Source organism: Nocardia pseudobrasiliensis NBRC 108224 (assembly GCF_001613105.1).
GTDB classification, from domain to species: Bacteria; Actinomycetota; Actinomycetes; order Mycobacteriales; family Mycobacteriaceae; genus Nocardia; species Nocardia pseudobrasiliensis.
In genome coordinates, this window is sequence record NZ_BDBS01000060.1 from 43351 (window position 1) to 59314 (window position 15964).

General features: G+C 67.8%; 17 protein-coding genes and 1 other RNA gene. 9 read left to right on the top strand and 9 right to left on the bottom strand.

Going from position 1 to position 15964, the window contains the following annotated elements; translation table 11 throughout:
• Positions 1-45 precede the first annotated feature (45 nt).
• Positions 46-888 carry a 3-methyl-2-oxobutanoate hydroxymethyltransferase gene (gene panB / locus NP4_RS35395; RefSeq protein WP_068007469.1) on the top strand — a complete coding sequence of 281 codons (843 nt, stop codon included), beginning with the start codon at positions 46-48 and terminating at the stop codon, positions 886-888.
• A 111-nt stretch (positions 889-999) separates the two neighbouring features.
• Here panB and proS read toward each other — a convergent pair whose 3' ends face one another.
• Positions 1000-2439, bottom strand: coding sequence for a proline--tRNA ligase (proS, locus tag NP4_RS35400; RefSeq protein WP_068007345.1), 1440 nt, complete (start codon positions 2437-2439; stop codon positions 1000-1002).
• Positions 2440-2572: 133 nt separating this feature from the next.
• On the opposite strand from proS, the gene NP4_RS42970 reads away from it, so the two are divergent.
• From NP4_RS42970 to NP4_RS35420, 4 genes are all read left to right on the top strand, one after another.
• On the top strand, positions 2573-3013 hold the full coding sequence (locus NP4_RS42970) for a hypothetical protein (RefSeq protein ID WP_245997889.1): 441 nt from the start codon (positions 2573-2575) through the stop codon (positions 3011-3013).
• Positions 3013-3972: a prolyl aminopeptidase gene (gene pip / locus NP4_RS35410; RefSeq protein WP_068007350.1), complete on the top strand. Its 960-nt coding sequence runs from the start codon at positions 3013-3015 to the stop codon at positions 3970-3972. Before NP4_RS42970 ends, pip begins: the two co-directional genes overlap by 1 nt.
• Entirely contained in the window at positions 3972-4856 is an 885-nt protein-coding gene (locus NP4_RS35415; protein ID WP_068007355.1) for a CHAD domain-containing protein, read from the top strand. Before pip ends, NP4_RS35415 begins: the two co-directional genes overlap by 1 nt.
• Positions 4857-4920: 64 nt before the next feature.
• Positions 4921-5799: a DUF4436 family protein gene (locus tag NP4_RS35420; RefSeq protein ID WP_245997888.1), complete on the top strand. Its 879-nt coding sequence runs from the start codon at positions 4921-4923 to the stop codon at positions 5797-5799.
• 1 nt (position 5800) lies between these two features.
• Here the strand turns inward: NP4_RS35420 and NP4_RS35425 are convergent, their stop codons facing one another.
• From NP4_RS35425 to NP4_RS35435, 3 genes are all read right to left on the bottom strand, one after another.
• Positions 5801-7249: an RNB domain-containing ribonuclease gene (locus NP4_RS35425; protein ID WP_068007359.1), complete on the bottom strand. Its 1449-nt coding sequence runs from the start codon at positions 7247-7249 to the stop codon at positions 5801-5803.
• Positions 7250-7263: 14 nt separating this feature from the next.
• Positions 7264-7596, bottom strand: coding sequence for a hypothetical protein (locus tag NP4_RS35430; protein WP_062510210.1), 333 nt, complete (start codon positions 7594-7596; stop codon positions 7264-7266).
• A 745-nt stretch (positions 7597-8341) separates the two neighbouring features.
• Entirely contained in the window at positions 8342-8881 is a 540-nt protein-coding gene (locus NP4_RS35435; RefSeq protein WP_082876510.1) for a TetR/AcrR family transcriptional regulator, read from the bottom strand.
• Between the two features lie 23 nt (positions 8882-8904).
• Here NP4_RS35435 and NP4_RS35440 point away from each other — a divergent pair, with 23 nt between their 5' ends.
• Entirely contained in the window at positions 8905-9222 is a 318-nt protein-coding gene (locus NP4_RS35440; RefSeq protein WP_068007362.1) for a hypothetical protein, read from the top strand.
• Positions 9223-9250: 28 nt separating this feature from the next.
• Here the strand turns inward: NP4_RS35440 and NP4_RS35445 are convergent, their stop codons facing one another.
• From NP4_RS35445 to NP4_RS35460, 4 genes are all read right to left on the bottom strand, one after another.
• Positions 9251-10306, bottom strand: a complete 1056-nt coding sequence (locus tag NP4_RS35445; protein ID WP_114755674.1) for a slipin family protein — start codon at positions 10304-10306, stop codon at positions 9251-9253.
• 83 nt (positions 10307-10389) lie between these two features.
• A complete protein-coding gene (locus NP4_RS35450) occupies positions 10390-11499 on the bottom strand; it encodes a zinc-binding dehydrogenase (RefSeq protein ID WP_068007365.1) in 1110 nt (369 codons plus the stop codon).
• 18 nt (positions 11500-11517) lie between these two features.
• Positions 11518-12117 carry a TetR/AcrR family transcriptional regulator gene (locus NP4_RS35455; RefSeq protein ID WP_211335874.1) on the bottom strand — a complete coding sequence of 200 codons (600 nt, stop codon included), beginning with the start codon at positions 12115-12117 and terminating at the stop codon, positions 11518-11520.
• 101 nt (positions 12118-12218) lie between these two features.
• The gene (locus NP4_RS35460; protein ID WP_082876511.1) at positions 12219-13022 is read right to left on the bottom strand and encodes an APH(3'') family aminoglycoside O-phosphotransferase; all 804 of its coding nucleotides are present in this window, start codon (positions 13020-13022) and stop codon (positions 12219-12221) included.
• 68 nt (positions 13023-13090) lie between these two features.
• On the opposite strand from NP4_RS35460, the gene NP4_RS35465 reads away from it, so the two are divergent.
• A complete protein-coding gene (locus tag NP4_RS35465; RefSeq protein ID WP_068007375.1) occupies positions 13091-13516 on the top strand; it encodes a nitroreductase family deazaflavin-dependent oxidoreductase in 426 nt (141 codons plus the stop codon).
• A gap of 108 nt (positions 13517-13624) precedes the next feature.
• On the opposite strand, the gene rnpB is transcribed toward NP4_RS35465, so the two are convergent.
• Positions 13625-14032: RNase P RNA component class A (gene rnpB, locus NP4_RS35470), an RNA gene on the bottom strand.
• A 134-nt stretch (positions 14033-14166) separates the two neighbouring features.
• Here rnpB and NP4_RS35475 point away from each other — a divergent pair.
• Together NP4_RS35475 and NP4_RS35480 are read left to right on the top strand one after the other, a co-directional pair.
• Entirely contained in the window at positions 14167-15054 is an 888-nt protein-coding gene (locus NP4_RS35475) for an alpha/beta hydrolase (RefSeq protein WP_068007379.1), read from the top strand.
• A 429-nt stretch (positions 15055-15483) separates the two neighbouring features.
• Positions 15484-15960 carry a GNAT family N-acetyltransferase gene (locus NP4_RS35480; protein ID WP_068007382.1) on the top strand — a complete coding sequence of 159 codons (477 nt, stop codon included), beginning with the start codon at positions 15484-15486 and terminating at the stop codon, positions 15958-15960.
• Positions 15961-15964: the final 4 nt, after the last annotated feature.

The following is a 15964-nucleotide window of genomic DNA, read 5'->3' on the forward strand; positions in this document are numbered from 1 at the left end:
CGGGGACCCGCATCGGGCCTCGAGGCGACAACGAAAGGGACGATGATGTCCGAACAGGAGAGCGCTGCCTACGGGGCTGCACCGAAAACTTCGCGAAAGAAGATTCGAGTACAGCACCTGCAGCAGATGAAGGCCGCGGGCGAGAAGTGGGCGATGTTGACCGCCTACGACTACTCCACGGCGAAGCTGTTCGAGGAAGCCGGAATTCCGGTGCTGCTGGTCGGTGATTCGGCGGCGAATGTGGTCTACGGCTACGACACGACCGTGCCGATCTCGCTGGACGAGCTGATCCCGCTCGTGCGCGGCGTCGTCCGCGGCGCGCCGCATGCGCTGGTCGTGGCGGATCTGCCGTTCGGCAGCTACGAGGTGTCCCCGCAGCAGGCGTTCGACAATGCCGTGCGCCTGATGAAGGAGGGCGGCGCCCAGGCGATCAAACTCGAAGGCGGCGAACGGGTTTCGGAGCAGATCGCCGCCCTCACCCGGGCCGGCATTCCGGTCATGGCCCATATCGGGTTCACCCCGCAGTCGGTCAACACCCTCGGCGGATTCCGCGTCCAAGGCCGCGGCGACGGCGCCGAACAACTCATCGCCGACGCCATCGCCGTCCAGGAGGCCGGCGCCTTCTCGGTCGTCATGGAAATGGTCCCCGCCGAACTGGCCGCCCAGGTCACCCGCAAACTGACCATCCCGACCGTCGGCATCGGCGCCGGCGCGGATTGCGACGCCCAGGTCCTGGTCTGGCAGGACATGGCCGCCTACACCAGCGGCAAAACCGCCAAGTTCGTCAAGCACTTCGCCCAACTCGGAGACCAATTGCGCACCGCGGCAACGGCTTACGCGGATGAGGTCCGCCGAGGGGCGTATCCGGGGCCGGAGCACAGCTTCTGACATTCCTGTTTTCCTGGAGGTCCCGGCCGCCCCCAGAGTTTCCTGGAGGTCTCGGCCGCCCCCAGAGTTTCCTGGAGGTCCCGGCACGCTTTTCGCCGGGACCTCCAGGACTCAGTAAGCCCGCCCGAAAATCACCCGTTTCCCATAAGCCGACGCCGCCCCACACCGCACACACGCCCCCGCCGTCGGATCCCCTTCCAGCGGAATACATCTCGGCGTAGCCGCCGTCACGGCCTTGATATCGTCCTCGCACGCGGGCGTCCCACAGTGCAGCGCCAACGCCCACCCCGTCGACACCGCCGCCGCGAACTCGTCCCAGGTATCCACCACACGCGTGTGCTCATCGCGGAACTTGGTGGCACGGGCCAGCAGGTACTCCTGAAATTCGTCCAGAATTCCGGGCAGCACCGTCGGCAGCGAATCAATCGCGACGGCCTGCTTCCCCTCGTCGCCAAGGCGCTTCACCATCATCGCGGTCCCCGCCTCGAGATCGCGCGGCCCGAGTTCGAGCCGGATCGGCACCCCCCGCATCTCCCAGTCGTTGTATTTGAATCCGGGCGTGAGCTGCGGCCGCGCGTCGACATGGGTCCGCACGCCCGCGGCCCGCAGCCGCTGCGCCAACTGCTGGGCGGCCTCCTCGACCGCGGCACTGCCCCCGCGCGTGATCGGAACGATCACCACCTGATGCGGCGCCAGCCGCGGCGGGAACACCAGCCCCTTGTCATCGCCGTGGGTCATGACGATGCCACCGATCATCCGGGTGCTCATACCCCAGGATGTGGTGTGGCACAGCTCCTCCCGGCCCGATTCGCCGGTGAAGCGGATATCGAACGCGGTGGCGAAGTTGGTGCCCATGTAATGCGACGTCCCCGACTGCAGTGCCCGGCCGTCGCGCATCATGGCCTCGATCGTGAAGGTGGCGACCGCACCGGCGAATCGCTCACCGGGCGTCTTCTCCCCGGCGACCACGGGCATGGCGGCCAGATCCCGGGCCACCTCGTGATAGAGGTCCAGCGCGAGCATGGTCTCCCGGCGCGCGTCGCCCTCATCGATATGCGCGGTGTGGCCCTCCTGCCACAGAAATTCGGTGGTGCGCAGGAACATTCGTGGCCGCAGTTCCCAGCGCACCACATTGGCCCACTGGTTCAGCAGCAGCGGCAGATCGCGATGCGAGCTGATCCACTTGGCCATCATCTCGCCGATGATGGTCTCCGAGGTCGGGCGCACGACCAGCGCCTCTTCGAGTTCCTTACCGCCGGCGTGCGTGACCACCGCCAGCTCCGGCGAGAAGCCCTCGACGTGTTCGGCCTCGCGGGACAGATAGCTTTCGGGGATCAGCAGCGGGAAGTAGGCGTTCTCGTGGCCGGTGGCCTTGATGCGACCGTCGATCTCGGATTGCAGTAGCTCCCATAGCCGATATCCGTACGGTCGGATGACCATGGTGCCCTTGGCCGGGCCGCGGTCGACGAGGCCGGCCTTGAAGACCACCTCGTTGTACCAGGCAGCGAAGTCCTCACTTTGTGCGGTCACACCGCGCTCATCCCGTGCCATGCCCCAGAGGGTACTCAGTGCAGGTCGCGGGGAAGAAATGCATTACCCGGGGGCGACGGGTGCGAAGAAATGGCAGACTCGGAGGCCGACGAGCCGAACCGAGCAAAGGGAACAGATGTCGCAGAGCCGTTGGATGACTCGCGGTGCGCTCGCCGCCACAGCCGTGGCGGTGACCGCACTGATCGCCGGATGCGGGGGTGGTTCCAACGGATCACCGGCGCCCGCCGGATCCAGCGGATCGATCACCTCCACGGCCCACCCGACCGCCTCGGCCGCACCGGGCACCGGCGCCAAACCCGCACCCGTGCCGATCACCGACGAACTCGGTAAGAAGTTGTGCGACGCCATCTCCCCGCAGCTGTCGGATTGGCGGGTGCAGGGCCCCACGCTGGGCCGGGTGGCGCTCAACATCACCGTGCACGAGTGGGCGGTCCAGAACGGCGGCATCAATCTGCAGGTCCTGGCCGATAAGCCGGTGGTCGACCGCATCACTCGGAAGAATTGCTCGGATATCCGCACCGAGGCGCTGAAGGCGCTCGAGCTGCAGGATCTGGCCTCGGGAATCGCGTTCTGATGAGCAGCCTGTACCCGCCCATCGAACCCCACCGCGAGGGTCTGCTCGACGTCGGCGACGGCCAGCGGATCTACTGGGAGGAAAGCGGTAATCCCGAGGGCAAACCCGTGGTCTTCCTGCACGGCGGCCCCGGCGGGGGCACCTCGCCGATGCATCGGCAATTCTTCGATCCGCAGGCCTATCGCATCGTGCTGTTCGATCAGCGCGGCTGCGGCCGTTCGGTTCCGCACATCGCCGACGGCGCGAGCCTGGAGACCAACACCACCTGGCATCTGGTCGCCGATATCGAAAGACTGCGAACGCATTTGGGTGTCGAGCGCTGGCAGGTGTTCGGCGGCTCGTGGGGTTCGACCCTGGCGCTGTCGTATGCGCAGACCCATCCCGATCGCGTCACCGAACTCGTGCTGCGCGGCATATTCCTGTTGCGCCGCAAGGAGATCGACTGGTACTACAATGGACTCGCCGCCTACGTGTACCCTGACGAGTGGGAGAAATTCCTCGCGCCGGTGCCGGAAGCCGAACGCCAGGACGATCTGGTGAGCGTCTACCACCGGCTGCTCCACTCCCCCGATCCCGAAATCGCCACGGCGGCGGCAGTCGCCTGGTCAACCTGGGAGGGTGCCACGAGTTCGCTACTGCCCCAACCGGATCGAGTCGCCGAATCCGCCGACCCGCGCTTCGCGCTGGCGTTCGCCCGGATCGAGAACCACTACTTCGTCAACGGCGGCTTCCTCGACGACGGCCAGCTGCTGCGCGATATCGACCGCATCGCCCATATCCCCGGCGTCATCGTGCAGGGCCGCCACGACATCGTGTGCCCGGCGGTGAGCGCATGGGATCTGCACAAGGTATGGCCGAATTCGGAACTGCACATCGTCGACGACGCCGGCCACGCCGCCAGCGAACCGGGTACCAGCCACCACCTGGTCGCGGCCACCGACAAGTTCCGGAACAGCTGATGAGCACGGCAGCCGGCCCCGCCCTCGTCGCCGCCCTGGCCGACGATCTGGACCGGCTGCTGTCGGCCGAGCCGGATGTGCGCGCCGACCGGCCCGACTCGGTGCACAGCATGCGGGTGGCCACCCGACGCCTGCGCAGCGTGCTGCGCTCGTATCGAAAACTGTTCCACGACGGGCCGATCGATGAGATGCGCGACGAACTGCGCTGGCTGGCCGGACTTTTGGGAGTGGCCCGCGATGCCGAGGTGCGCGCCGAACGATTCGCCGCGCTGACCGAGGAACAGCCCACCGAACAGCGGCGCATCGGCCGCCGACTGGTCTCCGCCGAGCGCGCCAAATACACCCGCGCGCACAGGGCCGTCCTGAAGGCCCTCGACGGCGACCGCTACGCCACGCTGCGCGAGCGGCTGCGCAAACTGCATTCCCATCCGCCGCTGCGCAAGAAGCGCGCCAAATCCGATGCCGCCGACGCCTTTTCCTCGGTGCTGCGCAAGGATTTCCAACGCCTGCGCAATCTGGTCCGGGAAGAACCGGAGGTTCCGGAGGAGGACCGGGTCGAGCACCTGCACGAGATCCGCAAGGCCGCCAAGCGTTTACGCTATTCCGCCGACGCGGCGGGACGGGTGCTCGGGGGTCCGGCCGAGGAGCTGGCCCGCAAGGCCAAGAAGCTGCAATCGGTCCTCGGCGATCACCGCGACGCGGTGGAGGCGATGGCCATGATCGAGACGCGCGCGGCCGCGGCCCGGCAGCGGGGCGCCGATACCGGCGTCTACGAGGCGCTGGCACTGTCGGAGGCCGCGGCGGCCCGCAAGGCCCTGGAGAGCTATCCGGTTGCCGCGGAATTCTTGAAGACCAAGTACAAGCGTAAGGAAATGCTCGGATAACGTATTTGCCGATCGTTAGCCATGTCACCGCGAGTTCGTCATGCACTATGGCTATCATCGCCGAATGCAGCAGCGCCCGAAGAACGGAGTTCGCGGCTGGTTGTGGGCCGCTCTCGCCGCGCTCGTGTTGATCGCGATCATGGCCGCCAGCCTGGGCATGTACGCGGTGGGCAAGAACCGCGCCGACAGGGTCTACTCCTACGGCGCGGTCGACGCGCCCGACCGGGTCGACGTGGGCGTGACGGTCATCCGGATCGATACCGCGACACAGACCGCGGCGATCGCGGTGAACGTCTTTCCCCGCGGCACGTTCGCCGATGAGGCGGGCGATCTCCGCTCCGACGCGAAACTGCTCCTGCCGACGGCCGCGAAATCCGATCCGATTCCGCTGAAGGCCGGTCAGCCGGTGTCGACCATCGATACCAGGCTCGAAATGCTCGGCACCACCACCGATTACCCCTTCGACACCTATCGCACCCGCGCGGTAGTCCAGATCCTCGCCGCGGACGATCGCGAGCTCCCGGCCATGGTGACGATCGCCAACAACGATTCGTTCTTCCAGATCGCGAGCCGATTCAGCTCCTCGGATCCCGGCGATCCGGCACTCATCGATCTGACGCTCGACGCGGATCGCACGACGCCGACCACGATTTTCGCCGTATTCCTGATGGTCCTGATGCTCGGGCTCGCGATCGCGGCCGTCACGACCGCCTACTACGTCCTGCACTGGCGGCGCGGCCTGCTGTTCCCCGCGTGCTCGCTGCTGGCGGTCCTGCTGTTCGCACTGGTGCCGCTGCGCAATGCGGTGCCCGGCAGCCCGCCGATCGGTTCGATCATCGACTTCGCCTCGTTCTTCCTCGCCGAGGGCATCATCTCGGTGGCGCTGATCGTCTCGGTGATCATCGGCTATCGCGTGGAGATCGCCAGGGAGCGCGCCGAATGACTCAATCCGCGGGGAAGGCGAAGGTGACCGTGCGCGTGGCAGGCGCGGATTCGACCAGGCGCACCCGCACCTGCCAGCCCTCCGGCGGCGAGCCGACGCATTTGGCCACCACCGGCGGTTCGGCGACGAAGATCTCCGCCGGGCGACTGCCGTTGGCCTCGCGCACCACCACCGCCCGGAATACCGAGCCCAATCTGTCCGCGAGCACCGTGGATTCGGTCAGATCCAGACACGCCCGCTCGAGCTTCCCGGCGACGGCGTCACCGCGGCGCATCGACTCCGCGGCCTCGGACAGACCGTCGCGAACCCAGCGCGGCACCGGGGTTCCGGCGCAGCGGGCCAGGCAGATCTCGGTGGCGTAGCGGTCGGCCAGTCGCCGCAGCGGCGCGGTCACATGTGCGTAGGGCGCGCCGATTCCGCTGTGCTCCACCACGGCCGGGGCCTCGTCCCCGAGCACGGTGTAGGTCGCACCGCGCAGCAGTCCGGTGGCCTCGGACATCAGGACCAGGGCCGCGGGTGTTTCGGTATCCAGCGCGGCGAGCATGCGGCCCACGGAAGTCTCGGCGGGCCAGTCGATGCCGAGCGCGGCGGCCGTGCGCCGCATCGACTCGACCGCGGCCGGTGGCGGGGCGGGCATCGTGCGCAGCAGGCCGATCCGGCCGCCGGAGTCGCCTGTCTCGCCCAGCATGATCCGTGCCGCGCACATACCGGTCAGCAGCGAGATCTGCTCGTTCCAGTCGTCGGCCTCGGTGCGCGGTTCCAGCACGAGCTGCCAGTGCTGACCCCCGCCCTTGTCATGTCCGTCGGGCACGACCGACTGTGCGGGCAGGCGCAGTCCGATCGCGCCGCGGGCGAGTCCGGCCTCGATGCGCAGCCGCCCGAATTCGGGCAGCGCGGCGATCGAGGGATGCAGCCGACCGGCGTCGGCATCGGCCTGCACACCGGCGTAGTCGAGGCGGGCGCGGGAGCGCACCAGGGCGCGCTCGACCGAAAACCGTTGCGGTTCGCCCGCTTCGTCGCATTCGATGGTCCACAGTGCGGCCGGACGGTCCTGATCCGGCAGCAGGCTGGCCGACCCCTCCGAGAGCACCGGCGGATGCAGCGGCACGGTGCCATCGGGCAGGTAGAAGGTTTCGGCTCGCGCGAGAGATTCGCGGGCGAGCGCCCCGGTGGGGGCGACGACGGCCGCCACATCCGCGATGGCGTATCGCAGCAGGAAGCCGGAGGAGGTTCGTTCGAGATGCAGCGCCTGGTCCAGGTCCAGTGCGCCGGGCGGGTCGATCGTGACGAAGGGGATGTCGGTGCGATCGGCCCGGGAGCCCGCGAACGCGTCGACCGCGTCGCGGGCTTCCGAGACGGCCTCGGCCGGATACTCCGAGACCATTCCGAATTCGGTTCGCACGGCGCCGAAATCGACCGGCGCCGAGACGATCCGCTGATGGAGTACCACGTGCAGGCGCGGGACTACTGCAGCGCCAGCATCGTGCCGTTCAACTGATCGAACGGCCCGTACACCGTGAACACGACCCGGCCGTTCGGGTACTGCGAGGACAGATCCGCCGCCGAATTGAGCGCCTGCCCGAACGACGCGGCCGACGGATGGGGCAACGTACCGATGGCGTTCCCGATATGGGTCTGATGCACCCACTGGGTGTCACCCGGGGAGAGGTCGACCTGCACCCCGCCCGGCAATGGAGTCACCGCGACCGCCGAAGCGGACCCGGCCCCCAGCACAGCCAAAACCGAAGCAGCACCGGCGATCATGGCACCGGCAACCAACTTGCGAACCACGCGCATAGAGATAGAACCTGCTTTCCGACGTCGTTGACACCCACAGCCCCGTTGCCGCCCCCAGGCAACGGAACTTTCCAACGCGCAACACTCTATGACGTTTGTCACGGATTAGGCCACTCGAGCACAGATCGCCGCGCCCACCCCGGCGCGCCGCACCCAGTCCCACTCGCGCTCAACTGGATTCCCCCTGTTTCAAACGTGTCCAATGCCACCCCGAATCCGCCCACAACCTCGAGTGCCTCGGCATTCACCCCCACCCGCACACCCCCACCGCCACACCCACGACCGACGCGCGGCCCACCGATCGCCGCCAGACCGATCGGTCCCAATTGCCGGATTCAATGGCCCACACGGCAACTCGGGACAGGGCGACACGATCATGATCAAGAGCAGAACCGAATAACTTGGGCGGCTTTCCGATCCGGTCGCGCCGACCTGGTAATTCTATTCGGAAACACTTCGGTCGACGGCCGATTCCCGCTGTGCCTGCGCGAAGCGGCATCCGCTGTTAATGTGGCCCGGTGTTCGCGGGACCGGTCGGTCCCATCACCCCATTCGCATGTCGAGAAACAAGGGAGTTCCGCACCGTATGTCGTCCATCGTCTACGACTACCTGTTGCCGCTGCTCGGCCCCGAGCAGGCCGCCTACTGGGCTCAGATCCTCGTCATCAACCCGGTGGGCTGACCCACCAGCACGGGCCTCACGCCGCGGCGGCACCCCGATGGGGGTGCCGCCTTTGCTTTTTCGTCACGCCCCGTATGCGCGCAGGAAGGTGACCACCGCGGCCTCGGCCACCCGGCGCCGCTCGGCCTCGCCGATGGTGGTTGTCCCCCATCGCGTTCTGCCCGCCACCGCGCCGGTCAACAATGCCGCGAACTGCTCGGCGGCCACATCGGGATCATCGATGCGCAGCGCTCCGGCCAGTGACAGCCGGGCGAACCGATCGGCCAGCGCCCGATTCACCCGATCCGAGACCTCGGCGACGATATCGGCCAGTTCCGGCAGCCGCGCCGATTCCGCGGCGACCAGTCGGCGCAGCGAACGCGATTCCTCGGCGCAGTAGCACTCGATCAGCCGCAGCCCGAGCCGCCGCAGCCGCGCGTCCAGTTCGCCCGCTCCCGAAACCTGCTCGAGCGCCGCGAGATCGGCCGCCAACGCCACATCGGACAGATCCTGCACGGCCTGGCGGAACAGCGTCTGCTTATCGCCGAAGTGGTTGTAGACGGTCGCCTTGGCCACCCCCGCCTCGGCCGCGATGTCGTCGACGCGGGCCTGCGCGTAGCCCAGGCGGGCGAAGACTCAGCGCCGTCATGCGGCAGGCCGGCAAACTCAGCGACCTGCTGGCCGTCCACTTCACCCGCACCCACCCCGCCAGCCGAATCCGCTACATAATCCTGCACCCCGGCCTCACCGCCACCGGCTTCACCGGCCAGTACAACCCCACCGACACCGCCCTCGTCGCCGCCATGCGCGACCGCGCCCAACCAATCGAAGCGGCCCTCACCCGAATCCTCCACCACCTCGACAACCCACCCACCGCCCCCTTGACCGCCTCATGCAAGACACCCAACTCGACACCCGGACCACTCCCTTCGACCCAGCCGCCGCCCACCGCCTGGCCGAAATAACCACTAATTTGCTGTCAGCAGTACCTGTTCAATCCCGCCCCACCACAGGCTCACCAGCCCGCTGATCTCCAGCCGACCCCAGCCGCGGAGCCTCGATCCCCCGCGGCTCATCGGCTTTATCCAGCTCTCGCCCTTCCCCGCTCACCCCATCCACCCCTTCCCCGGCCGAAACTCCACCCACCTCTTCTTTCGCCGGGACTCCACCTACCTCTTCCCTCGCCGAAACTCCACTAACCTCTTCCCTCGCCGAAACTCCACCCACCCCTTCCCCCGCCGAAACTCCCCCCACCCCTTCCCCCGCCGAGGGCGCTTTTCCCTCGGCGGGGGTCGCCCGCTCCAAAAACCGCAACAACTCCACCGGAAACGGCAGCACCAACGTCGAATTCTTTTCCGCCGCAACCTCTACCACCGTCTGCAGCAGGCGCAATTCCAGTGCCGCGGGAGCCTGGGACATGGTTGAGCCCGCCTCGGCGAGCATGTGGGCGGCCTGTAGTTCGCCCTGGGCGGTGATGACGCGGGCGCGGCGCTCGCGTTCGGCCTCGGCCTGGCGGGACATGGAGCGCTTCAGCGATTCCGGCAGCGCCACATCCTTGATCTCCACGCGGTCGATATGGATGCCCCAGGCCAGCGCGGGGCTGTCGATCATGAGCTCGAGGCCCTTGTTCAACTGCTCGCGGTTGGACAGCAGATCATCCAGTTCGCTCTTGCCGATGATCGAGCGCAGCGAGGTCTGCGCCACCTGGGCCACCGCGAAAAGATAGTCCTGCACCTCGATCACCGCCTGGATCGGATCGACGACCCGGAAGTACACCACCGCGTCGACCCGCACCGTGACGTTGTCGCGGGTGATGCCCTCCTGCGCGGGCACCGGCATGGTGACGATCCGCATCGGCACCTTGCGCATCCGATCCACGAACGGAATCAGCAGTCGCAGACCGGGTTCACGCACCCCGCGCACCCGCCCGAACCGGAACACCAGCCCACGCTCGAACTGCTCGACCACCCGCAACCCGGTGCCGACGGCGACCCCGCCCAGCACCACCCCCACACCGACGAGACTGCTCACGATCGTCACCAGGTCCATACCGCACCCCCGTGCGAAACACCCGGCACACGGAACCACCGGGCCCTGTATCGATCATGGCACCCCGAAGGCGCGCGGGCGAGCTAGTTCGCCACGCTCGCGAATCCGGCCTGCTCGGGGGTGAGCAACTCGTCGGTGTCCAGTTCGGGCAGGATGAGAATCTTGACCTGTTCGGTCGCGCCGTCACTGGGCCGCAGCGCCTCGAAAGCCGTACGGGCCCCGGCCAATCCGGTATAGGCGGTCACCATGAGCGCCGGATCGTAGCGGCCCTCGCGCAGATGTTCGTAGGCCCGCCACACCCCTTCGTAGCGGGTCTCGCCGTACACCGGCCCGCAGACGAATTTGAGCGTGAGGTTGTTGACGACCGCGGTCATCGACCGAATCGCCTCCGGCTCGGCATTGGCCCCCACAATGCTGATCACCGTATGCGGCGGCACCCGCGCGATCAGATGCGACAGCAACCGCGCGCCCGACGCCTCGACAACGTAGAGCCGCCCACCGTCCCCGGCCAGTTCCTTCCACACCGCGACCGGATCGGTATAACGCGGATCGACCGCGACATGCGCACCGTAGGCCAGTGCGATTTCGCGTCGCTTGGCCGACGGGTCCGACACCACGATCGGATTCGCCCCGCGCGCGGCCAGTTCCACCACCGCGCCGAGCCCGATCGGTCCCGCACCGGTCACCAGCGCGCCCTCACCCTGCGAAATCCCGGTCTGGCGAGCGCCGTTGGTTCCGGTGGCGACGGGTTCGAGGGTCGCGGCCAGAATCGGATCGACACCCGCCTCCAGCGGCACATGCATACCCGCGCCGACGATGGTCTCGGTGCTCATACCGCCCGGATAGTCGTTGGCATAGCCGACGCAGCGCACCACACCGGCGGCGTCGGCGACCCACGGCAGCACGAAAAGCCGCTGCCCGACGGAGTATTCGCTCACTCCGGGCCCCAATTCGGTGACCTCGGCGGTGAATTCGTGCCCGAACACCAGCGGGCGGGCCGAATCGAACAGGAAGGTCTCCTGTTTGGCCTCGCGATTGGAGGCGAGAAATTCCTCGGTGTGCGCCCATGCCGACAGATCCCCGCCGCAGATGCCGTTGGCGATCGGGCGCACCCGCAACTGCCAGGCGCCCAGCTCGGGCAGTGGGAAATCGCCGACGGTGAATTCACCCTCGTGGTAGATCGAGGCGCGCATGAGATGTCCTTTCCGCCTTCACGATCGATCACTCAGCGCGGGTGCGAGCAGATGGCACAGGGTGTCGGCGAGCAGATCCAGCGGATCGTCGGTATCCGACGGCCAGCCGGTGGCGATCCAGGCCGCGAAGAACGACTCGATCAGCAATGCGATCAGCAGCGCCCGCTGCCGGGCCTGCGCCGGGGTGACCGCCCGCCACCGATCGGGATCGCCGACCAGCAGATCGACATACCGCTCCCGCGCCGCGATCGTGCCCTCGGTCGAGGCCGGCGGCCCGGCCATGGTGAGCACCCGGATCGAGGCCGCCTGCTCGCGCCAGCGCGCCTCGACCACATCGAGCCAGTCCCGCACCGCCGCGCGGGTCCACACCGACCGGCCCGCCAGATCGGCGTACACCTCGTCGCCGAGCGCGTAGAGCCGATCGGCCAGACCCAGCACGATCTCGGTCTTGCCGGAGAAGTGCGCGTACACGGTCACCCGCGATACCGCCGCGGCCCGGGCGATGTCGTCCATCGTCGCCTCGAGCGACGATTTCTCGGCGAACACCTCGACGGCCGCGTCCAGCAGCCGATCCCGGGTCAGCAGCTTCTGCTCCGCCCGCACGCTGAGCCGTGCCACACTCCTCCTCGCTGAGCAAATCGAAAACTGAGTTAACAAAATGTAAGGCTAACAGCCATTGTGTCAGCTCAACGAGCGTGTCCCGCTGATCGGACGGTTGATCATCCCCACGTCAGCGGATCGAGGTCGAGATAGAAGCGCAGTCGTTCGGCGTCGAGGTCGATGCCGTAGACGCGGGCGAACGCCTCGTCCGCCGCGCGGGCCCGCTGCTCGTCGGGCCAGGTCTCGCGGGAGTTGGCGAGCAGCAGGGCGAAGTCGGTGTAAGGGTCGGCTCGGCCCAGGCGGCCCAGATCGATGAATCCCGTCACCTCGAGGGTCCGCGGGTCCAGGACGATATTGGGCAGGCACAGATCCCCGTGGCACACAACGGCTTCCGCGTCCTCGCGCGGTAACCATCGATCCACCTGCGATACGACCCGCTCGAGCAGCGCCTCGGGCACGAGCCGCCGATGCTCGTCGGACAGGAAGTCCGGATCGACGGCGTTGCGCCCCACGACATCTCGCGCGCGGCCGACCATCTCCGCCAGCCCGCGCCCGAACGGGCAGTCCCGCACCGGCAGCGCGTGCAGCCGCCGCACCGCGCGCCCGATCGACTCCCACGCCGTCCCGAGTTCCTCGGCCGACACCAGATTCGCGGGCATGCCCTCGACCGCGCTGGTGATCAGGCAGGCTCCCGCGTCATTATCGATCCAGTCCAGCATCGCCGGTCCGGGAATGCCCTGGGAGGCCAGCCACTCCACCCGATCGCGCTCGTCCTCGAGTTCCCCGGCCCGGTCGGGACGCACGCATTTCGCATACCGCGCGCCGTCCGGGGATCGGAACACCGCGGCCCCGGACTCCCCGTCCCCCACGACCTCCCATCCGTCCCGCGCCAACAACCGCCCTACCCAATCGAATTCGGACACGATCGCGATGCTAGCCACGCCGCGGGGAAAGCGTTCGGGGGCGAGGGTTTTCCGGCAGGATGCCAGGTATGAGCGGAGACGACTGGAATACCAAGATCATCGACGAGTTCCGGGCGAACGAGGGCCGCGTCGGCGGGATGTTCGAGGGCGCGCCGATGCTGCTGATCCATCACATCGGTCGCAAGAGCGGCCGGGAATCGGTGAGCCCCACCATGTATCTGCCCGACGACCAGGACCCCGACCTGATCTACGTCTTCGCCTCCAAGGGAGGCGCCCCGACCAATCCCGGTTGGTACTACAACCTCACCTCGGCCGGCGCCGCGGACGTGGAACGCGGCACCGAGACCTACCACGTCTCCGTCCAGGAGGTAACCGGCCCCGACCGCGACCGCCTCTACGCCGAACAGGTCAGCCGCTACCCAACTTTCGGCGAGTACGAGAAGAAAACCGCGGGCATCCGCACCATTCCGGTGCTGGCGCTGCGTCGGGCGTAGCAGGACCGAGGTGCCGTTGGCCACGGGCTCCCGTGCCCAGCGGCCCATAGTCCCGCGCGCAGCAGCCACAGTTCCCACGCGCAGCAGCCCACAGTTCCCGAAGTATGAGGGACGAGTCGGTCTGTAAGCCGGATCCTGTCCCGGTCGAGACCGGGGGCGGTCATCCATCTGGGTGCACCGTCACCGGGCACCTCGAGCGGTCCACCCGCAGGCTCGGGCGAGCAGCCCTCGGACACCTGCGCAGTCGCACTCCGGAGAATGCGACCTTCGACCTTGCTCCGGGCGGGGTTTACCGAGCCGCCCCGGTCACCCGGGGCGCTGGTGCGCTCTTACCGCACCGTTTCACCCTTACCGGCGTTGTGCACGCCGGCGGTCTGCTTTCTGTGGCACTGTCCCGCGGGTCACCCCGGGTTGCCGTTAACAACCGCCCTGCTCTGTGGAGTCCGGACTTTCCTCGGCGCCGGGCAGCGACACATACGTGTCCGTTCCCATCGCCGCGACCGCCCGACCGACTCGTCTGAGGATGATTATGCCCCACGCCGACGAGGGTCCCGCATTCGGTCTGTTTTGCCGGAATCTGTCCGGATCGCGGGCGCGACCCGGGGATCCAGGTCAGCGGCGCAAGCGACGAACCAGTACGGTAATTCGCCATGGAGCGTGTCGAGGTGGGGTTCCCGTCGGGAAGCGATCAATGTGCTGCATGGCTTTATCTCCCGGACGGTCCGCCCAAGCCGCGACCGCTGGTGATCATGGGCCACGGGCTGGGCGCCAATCGCGAGATGGGGCTGGACAGGTACGCGCGTCGCTTCGCCGCCGCGGGAATGGGCGTGCTGGCCTTCGACTATCGCGGTTTCGGGGCCAGTGGCGGCACGCCCCGGCAGATGATCAATATCGCCCGCCAGCGTGACGACTGGCGCGCGGCCATCGCCTTCGCCCGCACCCTCAAGGGTTTCGACGCCACCCGAATCGCGCTGTGGGGCAGTTCCTTCGGCGGCGGGCACGTATTGTCCATCGCGCACGAGGACGATTACCTCGCCGCGGTCGTCGCCCAGTGCCCGTTCACCAGCGGCCGCGCCTCGACGCTGGCCAAGGGCCCGATCAGCATCATGAAGACCGGCACCCTCGCGGTGACCGATCTGCTCGTCGGCCCGCTCCGGCGCAAGCCGATCGGCGCGCGCCTGGCCGGACGCAAGGGTTCGGCCGCGCTGATGAGCGCCTCGGACGTGCCGGAAGGTTACGGCCGCCTCGCCGAGGAGAGCGAGAACTACCAGCCCAAGGTCGCCGCCCGATTCGGCCTGTCGGTCATGTTCGATTCCCCCTGGCGACGCACCAAGGCCATCAAGGTGCCGGTCCTGTACCAGGTATGCGACACCGATTCGGTCACCCCCATCGGCCCAACCCTCAAGGCCGCCGAACGCACCAAACACGCCCTGATCAAGCGCTATCCGATCGGCCATTTCGACATCTACTTCGACGACTGGTTCGAAAAAGCCGTCTACGACCAAATGGAGTTCCTCGTCTCGGTCCTGCGCCCCTGAACCACTCGCGCCGCGGCCCACGACCGGCCCCGCGCCGCGCAGCGATCACCAGCCCCCTTCACCAATTGCCTAACGGCCTCACTGACTGGCCCGCGCCTCGTCGATGCCCCGCGCCTCGTCGATGACCCCCGCGCCTCGTCGATGCCCCGCGCCTCGTCGATGACCCCCCGCGCCTCGTCGATGACCCCCCGCCCCCTCGATCGCCCCACGCCCCGTCGATCGCCCACGCCCACTGACTGGCCCGCACCTCTCACCGACTGACCCGCGCCGCCTCTCACTGACCGACCCCGCCGCGCTCAGCTCGCTCGCCCCGCCGCCTTAATATGCTCGCCCCGCCGCCTTAATTTGTTCGCCCCGCCGCCTAATTTGCTCGCCCTGCCCCCCTTAATTTGCTTGCCCCGCGCGCAGCGTCGGGGCAGCATCGGCGGGGTGCGGGTGCGGCGACTGGGTGCGGACGAATGGCGGACGGCTCGTGATGTGCGGCTCGGGGCGTTGGAGACATCGCCGCCGGGGACCTTCGCACAAACCTTCGCCGAGGCGTCCACATGGGATGAAGCCCGCTGGCGCCAGTGGTATTCGACGCGCCGGGCGTTCTTCGTCGTGGAATCGGAGGCGGAGGCCGTGGGCTGCGCCGGACTGCTGTTCGAGCAGGGCGGCCCGGTACTGGTCTCGGTCTGGATCTCCCCCGCCTCGCGCGGCACCGGGGCCGCGGACCTACTCCTGAAGACGATCGCGGAATGGGTCCGCGAGCACGAGCACCGCACACTTCGCCTGTGGGTCATGGAAGGCAATACCCCGGCCGAAAAGCTCTACCGCAGACAGGGTTTCGTCCCCACCGGCCGCCGCCAGCCGTCGGCCGTACACAGTCCGAACTTCGAGAACGAGATGTCGCTCGACCTGAGCTGACCTA